Below are 15,094 nucleotides of genomic sequence, written 5' to 3'. Positions count from 1 at the left end.
CTACGACAAACGCGCCTACACCTACCTCGGAACCGTCACCGTCGCAGCCCTGATGATCTGGCTCCGCACATGATCCAAGAAACAGAACCTAGGCCAGGTCCTACGCCTGCGGCCGGTTACGCCGCCGCGGCGCCCCGCCTACTGTCCTGGCCATGGATACGACAGGGACCCTGGACGAGGCGCTCCAGCGACTGCACGGATCGGGGCCCGAACGACTCGGACGGCTCACCAACCACGCGCCGATGGCCGTCGAGGCCCTCGCCGCCCACGGACAGGCCCGTTCGGTGCACCGCTGGCTCGACCTCTACGCGCGCAAGCTCGAGGAGTTCCCGTCCGGCACCGAGCAGGTCACGGCCGGCAACTGGCGTGCCGCGCTCGGCGATCCGCGCCGGGCCGCCGACTGGATCGGCTACTTCGGGCGCGAGATCGCCGAGCATCCCTGGCGGGAGGTGCTCACGCTGTGGTGGCCCCGACTCCTGCCCGGCTTGTACGGCGGCTCGACGCACCCGGTGATCCGGGTGGGCCACGCCGTACGCACCCTGCTGGCCGGCGACAGCACCGGACCCCGTCTGGCCGAACTCGCCCACGGCCTCGGCTACTGGGCCGCCCGCCACCACCCCGTCGCGGACCTCGCACCCCTGCCCGGCGCGGGCAGCGCGGCCGCCGCCCTCGACGCGGTGGTGCCCCTCGCCGTACGGGACGGCGGCTTCCCGGCCCGGCTCGGCCGCGTCACGGGCCTGCCGGTGTGGGCGGCGGCGGTCACGGACCCGGACGAGGCCCGAACCCGCCTCACCGAATTGGTGCGGGCGGCCACCCACCGGTACGCCACCCACGGCCACGGCGAGGAGACGATGCTGGTCCACGCGGCCACTGCCCCCAACGCCGTCCTGCGCACCCTGCCCGCGCTCCCGCGCGCCCTGTGGGTGCCGAGCCTGCGGGCCGCCTGGACGGCCTCCGCCGCGGTGACCGCGATGTACGCGCCGGACGCGCCGGACGCGTACACCCCGCCCGGCACCTTCACGTCCGAGGAGGTCTTCGAACGGGCCCTGGAGCACGGCGACGAACACGTCATCAAACTGACCGACACCGCCCTCGACGTCGGCGACGGACCGGCCCTGGCGGCCGCACTGCGCTCCATAGAACTGAGCGAACCGCTGCGGTAGTCGGTTGCCCGGCGGGGCTTGGACGACAGGACCTAACGGCCCCGGGTGCCCGGTGAGCGGCGCAGCCGGAACAGCAGGGCGATCGCGGCCATGCCGCCGAGCAGGGTGGCGCTGCCGAGGGCCAGCAGGGTGCGCCCCGGTCCCCCGCTCTCGGCGGCCACGGGCTGGGTGGCCGGGGTACGCACGGCGTCCCGCGGGGAGGCCTGGGCGGCCGCGGGGGATCCGGCCGTCCGAATGGCGGAGGGGGACGCCGTGCCCTTTGACGCCGCGGCTCCGGGCGTCGCGGAGGCCGAAGCCGGCGAGGGCTTCGCCGGCTTCGCGGGCTTCGCGGGCTTGGCCGGTGCCTTGGCCGCGGCGGCCGGGAAGACGACGTCGGAGCACGAGTAATACGTGTCGGGTGTCGAGGAGTTCTGCCAGATCGTGAAGAGGACGTGGTGCCCGGTGCGGTTCGAGGGCAGCCGCCCGCTGATGCGGTAGGCGCCGCCGGACACGGGCGGGTCGGTGACCTTCACGAAGGGGTCGCTCGCCAGCGACGACCAGGTCAGCGGGCGGGTCGGGTCGTAGCCCTCCTTCGTGAGGTACAGCCGGAACGTGCCCTGGTGCGGGATGGTCGTCCCGTACGCCATGGTGAAGGCGGCGCCCGGCGTCAGCCGGGTGGCCGGCCAGTCGGAGCGCGGCAGGTCGAGGCCGCGGAAGGCGGCCAGCCCGCCGCTGCACAGCTTCCCGTCCGGGATCACCTGGCGGTCGCGGCCCGCGACTCCGGCGACGCGGAGGTTGTCCCAGTCCGCGAAGGGCCGGCTCCCTCCGTTGGCGGCCGCGGCGGCCCGGCAGGCGGCCGTCCCCACGTACTGTCCGCTTCCGGACGCGCACGCCGCGGCGCGGCTCACCGGGGACACCGGCGCGCCGTGGGCGGCCGCCGGTCCCGCCAGGGCCAGCGGCAGCAACGTGGCCGTGCCTGCGACGACGGAGCTGAGCACGTGGCGCGATGGGGCCATGCCGGCCGCCTTCCTGTTGCCGTTCGGTGGATCGGAACGCACGTCCCCCCGTAGTACGGACGGTCGGCGGGGGGTGTTCAGCCGGGTGGGGGGTTCCCCGGGAACCGGTCGCCGAGGAATCGTGTCTGTTGAGGAAAAGTCGACGCGGTCGCCGGCACCGCGCCACATGCAGGGGGGACAAGTGAATGAGCGGCTGGAGGGCTCCGGGGTACACCGAGGCCAGAGAACTGGGCTCGGGCGGCTGCGGTCGCGTGGTGCTCGCGTCCCATGACGCCACGTCAACGCCTGTCGCGATCAAGTACCTGAGCGACGAACTGCGGGGCGACCCGGAGTTCGTGCAGGAGTTCCGAGCCGAGGCACAGCTGCTGGGAGGTCTCCACACCCCATATGTCGCCAGTCTGTACGAGTACGTGGAGGGTCCCGCAGGGGCGGCCATCGTCATGGAGCTGGTCGACGGCTTGGCGCTGAGGGAGTTACTCCGCCAGGAAGGAGCCACCGGGCCCGAAGCAGCCCTGGTGGTGCTCAAGGGGTCGCTGCTCGGCCTCGCCGCCGCCCACCGCACCGGTGTGGTGCACCGCGACTACAAACCGGAGAACGTCCTGGTCGCGGCGGACGGATCGTCGAAGCTGGTCGACTTCGGCATCGCCCTGCGCAGCGGAACCAAGGGGGCCGTGGCGGGAACGCCCGCCTACATGGCCCCCGAGCAGTGGAACGGGCGCCCGGCATCGCCCGCGACCGACGTGTACGCGGCGACCGCGACGTTCTACGAGTGCCTGACCGGCCGCAAGCCGTTCCAGGGTGAGAACTTCGCCGAGCTGGCCGTCCAGCACATCGAAGCGCCGGTGCCGGTCGAGCAGGCACCGGAGCCGGTGCGTGAGCTGATCCTGCGCGGGATGGCGAAGGACCCGGCGCTGCGTCCGGTGGACGCCGAGGCGTTCGTGGCGGAACTGGAGGTGATCGCGGGAGCGGCCTATGGGAACGACTGGGAGGAGCGAGGGCAGCGCAGGCTCGCCGCGCTCGCGGCGCTGTTGCCGCTGCTCTTCCCGTCGGCGGGACCCGGGCCGGGGACGGTCGACCTGGCCACGACCATGGTCGGCGGCGGCGCACGGCGCCTGACACGTCAGGGCATGCTCGCCGCGGTGGGCGGTGTGGTCATCGCCGGGCTGCTGACCTTCGCCGCGGTGGCCTCGGGTGAGGGCCCGCACCGGACGACCGCCAACTGGACAGGGGAAACGACGAGAGCGACCCCGCGCGGCACCTCCGAAGCGCCGGGGACGACGGCTCCGCCGGGCAGTCCCTCGCCCGGCTCCCCGAGCCCGTCGCCCTCCACGCCGGAGAGCGCCCCGGCCTCCACCGGGGCGACCGCCGTCACCACGCCGGCCGCACCGACGCCGACCACGACGGCCTCGGCCACGGCTTCCGCGTCCGTGACGGCGACGCCGTCGGTGTCGCCCTCGGCATCGACGACACCCCCGGTGAGCGTGAGCGACGTCTCGGTCACCTCGCTCGCCCAGACGGGTGTATTCAGTGCCTCGGCCACAATCCGGCTCCGCACCAGTGATGCACGCCCCGTGACCGTCACGGTGACCTGGTACACGAGCGACGCGAAGGGAGAGCCCGGCACCGCCGACGGCGCACAGACCTTCACCCGCAGCGGTTCCACCTCGTACTCCTTCACCGCCGACCACACGTTCCCGCGGGGCAGCGGCTGTTGGTTCGGCGCGGTCGCCACCACCGACCCGACGGCGGCCAACGGGCAGTCGTTCCAGCAGATCCTCACCCGTGGTTGCGTGATCACGTGAACGGGTCACGCGACCTCCCACCGGAGGAGGACACCGAGCGCACCTTCCGTCTCGGCCCCACGGACGCGGCGCCGAACGACGCGAGCCCCCAGGACGCGAGGCCGCACGGCACGACGCCGCAGGACGCCGATCCCGAGTACAGCGCGACCGTCCTCGCCGAGCACTGGGCGCCGTCGGCACTGCCGACGGCCCGGCTCGAGCCCGTGGTCAGCGCCGAGGGGGCGGTACCGACGGTGAAGGCCGGCCCCACCGTCGTCCTGCCGGACCGGGTCGAGGGCGAGGTCATGCGGTTCGGGCCCGGCGTCACACCCGCCGCGGCGGCCCGGGCCAACGTCGCCGCCGAGGTGTGGCGGGGCCGGATCACCCCGCTTCCGCCGCCCGGACCGCATCGTCGCAGGTGGCCGCGGCGGTACGTACTGGCCGGTGCGGTGCTGGTGGCGGTGCTCGTCTTCCTGGCCTGGCAGCGCTTCGGTCCGGGCCTCGAGGTGAAGCGGGTGACGGTGACCCCGTCCCCGTCGGCACCCGCGTGCGACACGACCGTCGACCTCGTCGCCGTCGTCACGACCAACGGGCTCCCGGGCACGATCAGTTACCGATGGCTACGCAACGACGGCACCTCCTCCGACGTGCTGTACGAAGAGGTGCCCCGCGGCCGCCACGAGGCGCGGCTGCACCTGCTGTGGACCTTCCGCGGTCACGGCACGTACCGGGCGCAGGCGGAACTGCGCATCACCACACCCGGCCACCGCGCCGTCACGACGGGTTTCTCGTACGACTGCCCGTGACCCCCGCGACCACCGAGCCCGCCCGCGCACCCTGTGCGCGGGCGGGCTCAGCCATATGACGAGGCCTCAGCACACAGCCGTCGCCTTTTAACTCTCTTGACCGGGACGACCACTCTCGGTAGCGCTTATCGCATCTCCGCGGCTTTCCCGCAACCTTGCGAATCGGTGGTTTTTCCGCCTTTCGGGAACGGTACTCGTCGATTCATCGCGACTTCCCGAGCATTTGCGCAGTCCAGGGCCGCGACATACCACTTCGATCATCTTCGAGTGGCAGTCCGAACGAGGACGGCGGAGACTACGAGGAGCGACATATGGTTGTATGGCGAGAGAAGAGCTCACGACCGCATGGCTTCCGGATTACTCGCTCCGGCCCATAGCCGGGGCAAGAGGGACACCGGGTACCGGCTTTACCGGCCGCCCGTGGTCGACTTTTCCTCAAGGAGCTCACATCGTGGAAAAATCTGCAGAGGTCCTGGCGTCGGATCCCGCTTCGGATCCCGATGAATCTTCAACCACCGGGCGCCCCTACACCGCCCCGGCCGACGGCACGGAAAGGATCCTCGCCGACATCCTGGCGGGCATCGTGCACACGGACCGAGTGTCTGTGGACAGCCATTTCTTCACGGAAATGGGTGCCGACTCCCTGGTGATGGCACATTTCTGCGCCCGGGTGCGGAAGCACCAGGACCTGCCGTCCGTGTCGATGAAGGACATCTACCGGTACCCGACGATCAGAAGTCTCGCGACGGCCCTGGCGGACGCCCCGCCGGTCGGCGCCCTGACCCCCGCCACCCAGGCCCTCGCCGACGTGCCGCTCCCGGAGCCGATCCAGGTGACGGCGGCGAAGGGCACGCGGCGCTACGTGTTCTGCGGCGTGCTGCAGGCACTGTTCTTCCTGGGCTACTCGTACCTCGCCGCGCTCGTGGTGACGCGCGGGGCGGAGTGGATATCCGCCGGCACGAGCCCCTTCGACACCTATCTGCGGTCCGTCGAGTTCGGCGGCGCGGCCTTCGCGGGCGTCTGCGTCCTGCCGGTCGCGGGCAAGTGGCTCCTGGTCGGACGGTGGAAGCCGCAGGAGATCCGCATCTGGAGCCTGGCGTACTTCCGGTTCTGGTGCGTGCGGACCCTGATCCGGTCGAACCCCATGGTGCTGTTCGTCGGTTCACCGCTGTACGTGCTGTACCTGCGGGCGCTGGGCGCGCGAATAGGCCGCGGGGTGGCCATCTTCTCCAAGCACGTCCCGGTCTGCGCCGACCTGCTGACCATCGGCGACGGCACGGTGATCCGCAAGGACTCGTACTTCTCCTGCTACCGGGGGTACTCGGGGGTGATCCAGACCGGTCCGGTCACGCTCGGCAAGGAAGTGCTGATCGGCGAGGTGACCGTGCTCGACATCGGCACCTCCATGGGCGACGGCGCCCAACTCGGCCACGCCTCCTCGCTCCACAGCGGCCAGGCCGTCCCCGCCGGCGAGCGCTGGCACGGCTCCCCGGCCCAGCCGGGCGCCGCGGACTACCGCGTGGTCGCGCCGGTGCAGTGCGGCAGGAGCCGCCGTGTCACCTACTGCCTGAGTCAGTTGCTGATCCTCCTGGCCGCCTGGATCCCGGTCGCGGTCGGCGGGGTGGCGATCCTTCTCGCGGTGGTCCCGCGCCTGGACCTCCTGCTGGAGCCGGGCCCGGTGGCCCTGACGACGTGGACCTTCTACGCCGACGCCCTGGCCGCCTCCTTCGTCCTCTTCTGCGGGGCGGTGCTGCTGGGCCTCCTCGTCGCGGTCACCGTGCCGCGGATGCTGCACCCGCTCGTGAAGCCCGACACGGTCCACCCGCTCTACGGGTTCCGCTACGGGATCCACCGCACCATCGGCTTCCTCACCAACCGGAAGTTCTTCCGCGTCCTTTTCGGCGACAGTTCCGCCGTCGTGCACTACCTGCGCGCCATCGGGTACGACCTGTCGCCGGTGGAACAGACCGGCTCGAATTTCGGTACCGAGGTGAAGCACGAGAATCCGTACCTGAGCAAGGTCGGCAGCGGGACCATGGTCGCCGACGGACTGTCCATCATGAATGCGGACTACTCCAGCACCTCTTTCCGCGTCACCCGGACGGCGATCGGCCCGCACAATTTCCTGGGCAACCACATCGCCTATCCGCCCCAGGGCAGGACCGGCGAGAACTGCCTGCTGGCGACCAAGGTCATGGTCCCCGTCGAGGGGCCCGTCCGGGAGAACGTCGGACTGCTGGGCTCGCCCAGCTTCGAGATTCCCCGCACGGTGGACCGCGACAGCAAATTCGACCACCTGAAGGACGGCGAAGCGTTCCACCGCCTGCTGTCGGACAAGAACAAGCACAACACCGGCACCGCGGTGCTCCACCTGCTGCTGCAGTGGCTGCTGCTCTTCCTGGTGGCGCTGACCGCGTCCGTCGCCGCCGACCTCTACCCCGCGTACGGCGCCACCGCGGTCGCGGTCGCGAACGTCGTGGTCCTGGTGGTCACCGTCACCTACATCGTGCTCGGCGAGCGCATCGTCACCAGGTTCCGCGGGCTGCGGCCGCTGTACTGCTCGATCTACGACCTCGACTTCTGGCGGCACGAACGCTACTGGAAGGTGACGGCCGCGACGGAGTACCTGAACGTCCTCAACGGCACCCCGTTCAAGAACGTCGTCTGGCGTCTGCTCGGCGTGCGGATCGGGCGCCGGGTCTTCGACGACGGCCTCTTCCTCCCGGAGCGCTCCCTGGCCGCCATCGGCGACGACTGCACCCTCAACGCCGGCACGGTCATCCAGAGCCACTCCCAGGAGGACGGCGCCTTCAAGTCCGACCACAGCACGCTGGGTGCCGGCTGCACCCTCGGGGTCGGCGCCCTCGTCCACTACGGGGTGACCGTCGGCGACGGCGCCGTGATCGCCCCGGACTCCTTCGTGATGAAGGGCGAGGAGCTCCCCGCGCTCGCCCGGTGGGGCGGCAACCCCGCCCGGGAGATGCCCGAGAACCCGAAGACCCCGAACAGCGGCGGCGATCGCGCCACCGCGCTGATCAGCGGTGTGTAGTCCCGTGGAAACCGCGAGTGGAGGCAAGTCGATGGACATGGCAGCGCAGGCCGGCCGGGAGTTCTGGCGCGGAGTGCTCGTCAAGGGCGGGTTCACCGCGATCCCCCGCTGGACTCCCGAACCGGCCACCGGCGCCGCCGAGCACGTGGTGGCGGTCCCCGACGGCCTCACGGCGTCCGTGCGCCGTGTGGCCGAGGAGGTCGCCGTCCCGGTGGGCTCGGTGCTGCTGGCCGCGCACGCCAAGGTGCTGGCGGCGCTCGCCGGCGAGACCGACGTCGTGACCGGTTACGTCGCCGCGGGCGGCGCGGTGCTGCCGTGCCGGCTGTCGGCGGGTCCCGGCTCGTGGCGGTCCCTGCTGCTGGACGCGCACGGCGCCGAGTCGCAGCTGCTGGCCTTCCAGGACTTCCCCGTCGACGCGCTCCGCAAGGAGCTCGACCTGGCCGAGCCGCTGTTCGAGACGGTCTTCGACCTGTCCGGCGGTGGCGTCGAGCTCACCCCCGGCACCGTCCTCTGGGTGGGAGCCTCGGACCGCGACGGCCGGCTCTCGCTGCGGCTGCGCTACGCCAACGATGTCATGGACGAGGACGCCGCGGCCCGCGTCGCCGGCTACCACGTGGCCGCCCTGGCGCGGATCGCCGCCGACCTGGACGCCGAGCACACCCGCAAGAGCCTGCTGTCGGCGGAGGAGAACCGGCTGCAGCTCACCGGGATGGCCGGACCGCGCAGGAAGCTGCCGGACCGGCGGATGCACGAGCTGTTCGAGGAGCGGGTCCGGGCGCACCCGGAGGCGGTCGCGGCCGTCCACGGGGACCGCCAGTGGACCTACGGCGACCTCAACGCCCGCGCGAACCGCCTGGCGCACGCCCTCCTGGCGCGTGGTCTGGAGCGCGAGGGCGTGGTCGCGGTGGTCACCGAGCGGAACCTGGACTGGCTGGCGGCCGTGCTGGCGGTCTTCAAGGCCGGCGGCGCCTACCTGCCGATCGAGCCGCACTTCCCGGCCGGGCGGATCAGGAACACCCTGGCCCGGGCCGAGTGCCGCCTGGCGCTGACCGAGCGCGGCAGCACCGCCACGCTGGACGAGGCGCTGTCCGCGCTCCCCGAGGTGCAGCGGCTGACGGTCGAGGACGCCTACGCCGAGGACCACCCGAGCGAGGACCCCCGCGTGGCGGTCGCCCGCGACCAGCTCGCGTACATCTACTTCACCTCCGGCTCGACCGGGGAGCCCAAGGGCGCCATGTGCGAGCACGCGGGCTTCCTCAACCACCTCTACGCCAAGATCGACGACCTCGGCATCGGCGAGGGGCACGTGGTGGCGCAGACCGCCCCGCAGTGCTTCGACATCTCGCTGTGGCAGCTGGTCTCCGCGCTGCTCGTCGGCGGACGCACCCTGCTGGTGGAGCAGGAGACGATCCTGGACGCCGACCGCTTCCTCGACAAGGTCGTCGAGGGCCGGGCGAACGTCCTCCAGCTCGTCCCCTCCTACCTGGACGTCGTCCTGTCCGCCCTGGAGCGGCAGCCGCGCGAACTGCCGGACCTGCGCTGCGTGTCGGTGACCGGCGAGGCCCTGAAGAAGGACCTCATCGGGCGCTGGTTCGCCGTGCGGCCCGGCGTGAAGCTGGTCAACGCCTACGGGCTGACCGAGACCAGCGACGACACCAACCACGCGGTGATGGACCGGGTCCCGGACACCGACTGGGTGCCGCTGGGCCGGCCCGTCAACAACGTGCGGGTGTACGTCGTCGACGAGCACCTGTCCCCGGTGCCGCTCGGCGCGCCCGGTCTGGTCGTCTTCTCCGGGGTCTGCGTGGGCCGCGGCTACATCAACGACCCCGAGCGCACCCGGCAGGCGTACCTGACCGACCCCCACCACGCCGGTGAGCGGCTGTACCGCGGCGGCGACTACGGCCGCTGGCACCCGGACGGCACGCTGGAGTTCCTCGGCCGCAAGGACCACCAGGTCAAGATCCGCGGTTTCCGCATCGAGATCGGCGAGATCGAGAACACCCTGGTCCGTGCGCCGGGGGTGCGCGACGGCGCGGTCGTGGTCAGCGACGACGGCAGCCAGCTGGTCGCCTTCTACTCGGGCCCCGCGCCCGTGGAGGCGGACGTGCTGCGCGAGCACCTGGCGGCTTCCCTGCCCGCCTACATGGTGCCCGCGGCCTTCCACTGGAAGGAGAGCCTGCCGCTGACCGCCAACAGCAAGATCGACCGCAAAGCCCTGACGGAGCTCGCCACGGAGGAGACCTCCGAGCGGGACCCCGCCGGGACGGACCTGCAGGCCCCCGGCACCCCCGCCGAACTGCGCCTGGCGAGGGCGTGGGCGACGGTGCTCGGCGTCCCGCAGGAGCGGATCGGGCGCCAGGACCACTTCTTCGACCGCGGCGGCACCTCCCTGTCCGCAGTACGGCTGGCGATCCTGCTGGACCGCGCGATCTCCCTCAAGGACGTCACCGCGCACCCGGTCCTCGCCGACCTCGCCGAGGTGGTCGACGGCCGGACGACGCGCCGGCCCGGACTGCTGCAGGCCCTGTCGGAGCCGGACGGCGAGCCGCACGGCGCCCTGGTGTGCTTCCCGTACGCCGGTGGCAACGCGGTGAACTTCCGGCCGCTGGCCGCGGCCCTGCGGCCCGCCGGCTGTGCGGTCTACGCCGTCGAACTGCCCGGCCACGACCCGGCCTCCCGCGACGAGGACTTCGCGCCGCTGGCGCAGGTGGTCGACGCGGTGGTCGAGGAGATCGCCGGCCGCGGACTGTCCCGGATCCTGCTGTGGGGCCACTCCTCGGGCACCGCCCTCGCGGTGGAGACCGCCCGGCGGCTGCGGGAGCGGGGCGTGGAGGTCCAGCGCGTGTTCCTCGGCGCGCAGTTGCTCGGCGACTCCGCCGGACGGCGTGCCGCCGCCGACGCGCTGTCCGGCCGCAGCGACGCCGACATCGCCGCGGAACTGAGCGGCGACGGCGGTTACGGCCAGCTCGCCGAGCTGGGCAGGGCCCGTGCCGGGCACGTGGCCGCCGCCTACCGCCACGACTGCGTGGCGGCCCACCGATACTTCGCCGACGCGTTGGACTCCGCACCGCCGGTGCGGCTGTCCACGCCGGTCACCGTGGTCGTCGCCGCCGACGACCCGTACACGGCGGACCACTCCCGCCGGTACCGCGAGTGGCAGCAGCTGGCCGAGCACGTCGACCTGTACGAGCTCGCCCGCGGCGGTCACCACTTCCCCCGCACCTGCCCGGACGAGGTGGCGCAGGCGGTCCTGCGCGCCGCCGAACTCCTGGCCTCCCCATGAACGGCAACCGAGAGGAGACGCAGTTGTCGACCTCAGCTTCCCCTCCGTCCCTGCTCGACCTCGAGCTGCGGCCCGGTTCACCCCCGATCCTGCGCACCGGGGCCGTCCAGGACCCGGCGGGCTGGGCCGACGGGCACCGCGACGCGCTGCGCGCGGTCGTCGCCGAGCACGGCTCGGTCCTGATCCGCGGCCTCGGGCTCACCGACGCGGACAAGGCCGCAGGCGTGGTCAAGCGACTGGCCGGCCGGCTGACCGCAGAGAAGGAGGCCTTCGCGTCCCGGCGGACCTACGCCGAGGGCCTGTACTCCTCCTCCAACTGGCCGCCCAACCAGCCGATGTGCATGCATCATGAACTCAGCTACCGGCTCGAGTTCCCCGGCATGATGATGTTCGCCTGCCTGACCGCGCCGGAGAAGGGCGGGGCGACGGCGGTGGCCGACGCGCCGACCGTGCTCGAGGCGCTGCCGTCCGAGCTGGTCCAGCGCTTCGAGCGCGAGGGCTGGCTGCTCACCCGCAGCTACAACGACGAGATCGGGGCGACCGTCGCCGAGGCCTTCGGCACCGACGACCGCTCCGCCGTCGAGGACTACTGCCGCGCCAACGCCATCGCCTTCGAGTGGCAGCCGGACGGGGCCCTGCGCACCCGCCAGCGGCGCAGTGCCGTGGTCCGCCACCCGGTCACGGGCCGGCGCTGCTGGTTCAACCAGATCGCGTTCCTCAACGAATGGACGATGGACCCCGAGGTGCACGAGTACCTCGTGGACATGTACGGCGCCGAGGGCCTGCCGTTCAACACCCGCTTCGGCAACGGCGACCCGATCGGCGCGGACGTCGTCCAGCTGCTCAACACCGTTTACGAGGCGAACACCGCCCGCGAGCCCTGGCAGACGGGCGACCTGATGCTCGTCGACAACATCCGCACCGCGCACAGCCGCGAGGCCTACGAGGGCTCCCGTGAAGTGCTGGTCGGCATGGCCGACGCGGTGCGCCTGGCCGACTGCTCCCCGACCGTCGAGGTGACCACCGCATGACCAGCAACCGCTCCGCCGCACAGGGTTCCGCGCCCTCCGGGCCGCTCACCGTACCGCCGTTCGCGGTGGTCCCCGGTGTCCAGGTCCAGCGCGCGCTGCACGGGCGCGAGAAGCAGATCACGGAGCTCGTGGAGACCACCTACCGGCTGCACTCCGCCGGTGACTCGGTGAACCCGCCGTCGTACTTCCTGCGGTTCCCCGACCGTCCCACGGCCCGGATCATCGCCCTGCCCGCCTCGATCGGCGGTGACGTGCGCGTGGACGGCCTGAAGTGGATCTCCAGCTTCCCGGAGAACGTGGCGGCGGGCATCCCCCGCGCCTCGGCGGTGCTGATCCTCAACGACCACGACACCGGCTACCCCATCGCGTGCCTGGAGAGCTCCATCATCAGCGCCACCAGGACGGCGGCGATGGCGGCCCTGGCCGCCGACCGGCTGAGCCGCCCCGACCGGCGCCCGAAGCGCGTCGGATTCTTCGGGACGGGACTGATCGCCCGCTACATCCACACCTACCTGGTGGGCACCGGATGGCACTTCGACGAGATCGGCGTGCACGACCTGTCCACCGAGAGCGCGAAGGGCTTCCGCGGCTACGTCGAACAGACGGGCGCCCCGGGACGCATCACCCTGCACGACAACCCCGAGCAGCTCATCCGCTCGAGCGACCTGGTGGTCTTCGCCACCGTCGCCGGCGAGCCCCACGTACGGGACATGACCTGGTTCGGGCACAAGCCGCTCGTGCTGCACATGTCGCTGCGCGACCTCACGCCGGAGATCGTGCTCGGCTCGACCAACGTGGTCGACGACGTCGAGCACTGCCTGAAGGCGGACACGTCGCCGCACCTGGCGGAGCAGCTCACGGGCAACCGGGACTTCCTGGCCGGCACGCTGGACGACGTGATCGCCGGGCGGGTGGCGCTCCGCGAGGACCGGCCCGTGGTGTTCTCGCCCTTCGGCCTCGGAGTCCTTGACCTCGCGGTCGGCAAGTACGTCTACGACGAGGTGGCGCGCTCCGGCGAGCTGCGCGTCGTCGACGACTTCTTCCACGAACTGCGCCGGTACGGATGAACGGCCGCGACCCCGCCCCCACGACCCCAGGCCCCCGGACCTGGGCCCGGGCCCCCGACGGAGGGGCGGGCACCACGGCGACGGACGACAAGGAGCCGCATGCGGACGCACCTCCGGGAAAGACCAACGGTCCAGCCACGCAAGCTCATCAGTGCAGGACACAGCGGCCGCTGACGCGTTGCTCCCCCGTCTCGACGGGAGAGGCGCTGCAGATGAGGAGGCCATCGTGACAGTCATATCCGTTCCCCAGGCCTTCAACGAGGAAGAGCTCTTCGTCGACCTCGAGTCGATCTTCGGGCAACCGCTCTTCCTGAAGTGCGAGGGCTTCAACTTCGCCGGTTCGATCAAGCTCAAAGCCGCGACCGAGATGGTGGAGACCGCCGAGCGGGAGGGGATCCTGACTCCGGAGTCGATCCTGGTCGAGTCCTCGTCCGGCAACCTGGGCGTGGCACTGAGCATGATCGCCGCCAGCAAGGGCTACCGGTTCCTGTGCGTCACCGACGCACGGTGCAACCTGTCGACCAGGCTCCTGATGAAGGCCCTGGGCAGCCAGGTGCACATCATCTCGGGACCCGACGCCCATGGCGGCTACCTCGGCGCGCGGCTGGACTTCGTCCGCGCGCTGTGCGCCTCGGACGACCGGTACGTGTGGCTCAGCCAGTACACCAACCCGGGCAACTGGAGGGCGCACTACCGGACGACCGCTCCGGAGATCGCACGGCAGTTCCCCGAGGTCGACGTCGTGTTCGTTGGAGCCGGCACCACGGGAACGCTGATGGGCTGCGCCCGCTGGTTCCGTGAGTGGTCCCGGCCGGTGAAGGTCGTCGCGGTGGACAGCGTCGGCTCCGTGACGTTCGGCGGGGCCCCGGGCCGGCGGATGATCCCCGGGCTGGGCATGAGCGTCCACCCGCCGCTGCTCGACGAGTCCTTCGTCGACGAGGTCGTCCTGGTCGAGGAGGCGGACACCATCCGCGCCTGCCACCGGCTGGCCCGCCGCGGCTTCCTGTTCGGCGGCTCGACGGGCACCGTGGTCAGCGGCGCGATGAGCTGGCTCGAGAAGAACGGCGCTCCCGGCCTCACGTCGGTGGCGATCGCGCCGGACCTCGGCGAGCGCTACCTCGACACGATCTACCAGAGCAACTGGCTGCAGGACCTGTACGGCGAGGACGTCCTCGAACCCGACGAGCGGGCCGACACGTCCTGGGCCGACCCCGCCTGGGCGGCGGCGGCCGAAGCCGCGTGGGCCAACGCCCCCGCGGCACCCCCCGCCGAACCCGAACCCGAACCCGAACCGGCGAGGACGCCGTCGGTCTCACCCGACGGTCAACTGCACTGACGGCCGGGCGGCGACGCCGCCCCCGTCGAACGCGTGCTGCTGCGGCGGTCCCCGACCGCCGCAGCAGCACGTCCGCGTCGGGCCGGGTTCCGCAAGAGGCATTCGGGCCGCCTGCACTGAGTAGATCCGCCGCGCGGAAATGAGCACGCGTGCTCATCCCCCGCCCAGGAGCATCGCCGTAGCCTCGTGAGCACGGTCGGTAACGACACCTGGGACCAAGGGGGAACCTACGATGATCCGCCGCGCCGCCACCGCTCTGGCACTCTCCGCCGCTTCTCTGCTGATCGCCGCGGGGGTCGTCGCCGCCACCGGCCCGCAGTCCGAGGCCTCGACCGAAGCCTGGGTGGGGCCGGGCGTCGTCAAGGCATGGGTGGGCCCCGGAGCCGTCACCCAGGCATGGGTCGGACCCGGCGTCGTCAAGGCATGGGTCGGCCCCGGAACCGCCACCCAGGCATGGGTCGGACCCGGCGTCGTCAAGGCATGGGTCGGACCCGGAACCGCCACCCAGGCATGGGTCGGACCCGGCGTCGTCGAAGCCTGAGCCGGTCCGGGCGGCATCGCGGGCCGGATGACCCGCCGG

10 protein-coding genes are annotated in these 15,094 nt (G+C 71.8%); 9 read left to right on the top strand and 1 reads right to left on the bottom strand.

The features are described 5' to 3' along the window. Positions 1-152: 152 nt before the first annotated feature. Positions 153-1,163 carry a questin oxidase family protein gene (locus ACFYYN_RS39840; RefSeq protein ID WP_500549672.1) on the top strand — a complete coding sequence of 337 codons (1,011 nt, stop codon included), beginning with the start codon at positions 153-155 and terminating at the stop codon, positions 1,161-1,163. A 32-nt stretch (positions 1,164-1,195) separates the two neighbouring features. Here the strand turns inward: ACFYYN_RS39840 and ACFYYN_RS39835 are convergent, their stop codons facing one another. Then, positions 1,196-2,158: a lytic polysaccharide monooxygenase gene (locus tag ACFYYN_RS39835; RefSeq protein ID WP_500549671.1), complete on the bottom strand. Its 963-nt coding sequence runs from the start codon at positions 2,156-2,158 to the stop codon at positions 1,196-1,198. 185 nt (positions 2,159-2,343) lie between these two features. On the opposite strand from ACFYYN_RS39835, the gene ACFYYN_RS39830 reads away from it, so the two are divergent. The 8 genes from ACFYYN_RS39830 (at position 2,344) to ACFYYN_RS39795 (ending at position 15,055) form a co-directional block, all read left to right on the top strand. Further along, positions 2,344-3,960 carry a serine/threonine-protein kinase gene (locus tag ACFYYN_RS39830; RefSeq protein ID WP_500549670.1) on the top strand — a complete coding sequence of 539 codons (1,617 nt, stop codon included), beginning with the start codon at positions 2,344-2,346 and terminating at the stop codon, positions 3,958-3,960. Then, positions 3,957-4,745, top strand: coding sequence for a hypothetical protein (locus ACFYYN_RS39825; RefSeq protein WP_500549669.1), 789 nt, complete (start codon positions 3,957-3,959; stop codon positions 4,743-4,745). The genes ACFYYN_RS39830 and ACFYYN_RS39825 overlap by 4 nt, the downstream gene beginning before the upstream one ends. Positions 4,746-5,193: 448 nt before the next feature. Next, positions 5,194-7,794 (top strand): Pls/PosA family non-ribosomal peptide synthetase, encoded by a 2,601-nt coding sequence (locus ACFYYN_RS39820; RefSeq protein ID WP_500549677.1) that lies wholly within the window; start codon positions 5,194-5,196, stop codon positions 7,792-7,794. Between the two features lie 31 nt (positions 7,795-7,825). Beyond that, positions 7,826-11,080 carry a non-ribosomal peptide synthetase gene (locus ACFYYN_RS39815; RefSeq protein ID WP_500549668.1) on the top strand — a complete coding sequence of 1,085 codons (3,255 nt, stop codon included), beginning with the start codon at positions 7,826-7,828 and terminating at the stop codon, positions 11,078-11,080. Continuing rightward, positions 11,077-12,111 carry a TauD/TfdA family dioxygenase gene (locus ACFYYN_RS39810; RefSeq protein WP_500324079.1) on the top strand — a complete coding sequence of 345 codons (1,035 nt, stop codon included), beginning with the start codon at positions 11,077-11,079 and terminating at the stop codon, positions 12,109-12,111. Before ACFYYN_RS39815 ends, ACFYYN_RS39810 begins: the two co-directional genes overlap by 4 nt. Next, positions 12,108-13,178 (top strand): 2,3-diaminopropionate biosynthesis protein SbnB, encoded by a 1,071-nt coding sequence (sbnB, locus tag ACFYYN_RS39805; RefSeq protein ID WP_500324078.1) that lies wholly within the window; start codon positions 12,108-12,110, stop codon positions 13,176-13,178. The genes ACFYYN_RS39810 and sbnB overlap by 4 nt, the downstream gene beginning before the upstream one ends. 226 nt (positions 13,179-13,404) lie before the next feature. Next, on the top strand, positions 13,405-14,514 hold the full coding sequence (sbnA, locus tag ACFYYN_RS39800; RefSeq protein WP_500549667.1) for a 2,3-diaminopropionate biosynthesis protein SbnA: 1,110 nt from the start codon (positions 13,405-13,407) through the stop codon (positions 14,512-14,514). 232 nt (positions 14,515-14,746) lie between these two features. Continuing rightward, entirely contained in the window at positions 14,747-15,055 is a 309-nt protein-coding gene (locus ACFYYN_RS39795) for a hypothetical protein (protein WP_500549666.1), read from the top strand. Positions 15,056-15,094 lie beyond the last annotated feature (39 nt).

It is taken from the genome of Streptomyces sp. NPDC001902 (assembly GCF_042891295.1).
GTDB lineage: Bacteria > Actinomycetota > Actinomycetes > Streptomycetales > Streptomycetaceae > Actinacidiphila.
Note: the sequence above shows the minus strand (reverse complement) of the source record. Positions and strands in the feature narration are given on the sequence as shown.

Excerpts from the sequence above, each read along its gene's own strand:
- ACFYYN_RS39835 (WP_500549671.1), bottom strand. The coding sequence starts at position 2,158 with ATGGCCCCATCGCGCCACGTGCTCAGCTCCGTCGTCGCAGGCACGGCC.
- sbnB (WP_500324078.1), top strand. The coding sequence starts at position 12,108 with ATGACCAGCAACCGCTCCGCCGCACAGGGTTCCGCGCCCTCCGGGCCG.
- ACFYYN_RS39830 (WP_500549670.1), top strand. The coding sequence starts at position 2,344 with ATGAGCGGCTGGAGGGCTCCGGGGTACACCGAGGCCAGAGAACTGGGC.
- ACFYYN_RS39810 (WP_500324079.1), top strand. The coding sequence starts at position 11,077 with ATGAACGGCAACCGAGAGGAGACGCAGTTGTCGACCTCAGCTTCCCCT.
- ACFYYN_RS39815 (WP_500549668.1), top strand. The coding sequence starts at position 7,826 with ATGGACATGGCAGCGCAGGCCGGCCGGGAGTTCTGGCGCGGAGTGCTC.
- ACFYYN_RS39840 (WP_500549672.1), top strand. The coding sequence starts at position 153 with ATGGATACGACAGGGACCCTGGACGAGGCGCTCCAGCGACTGCACGGA.
- ACFYYN_RS39795 (WP_500549666.1), top strand. The coding sequence starts at position 14,747 with ATGATCCGCCGCGCCGCCACCGCTCTGGCACTCTCCGCCGCTTCTCTG.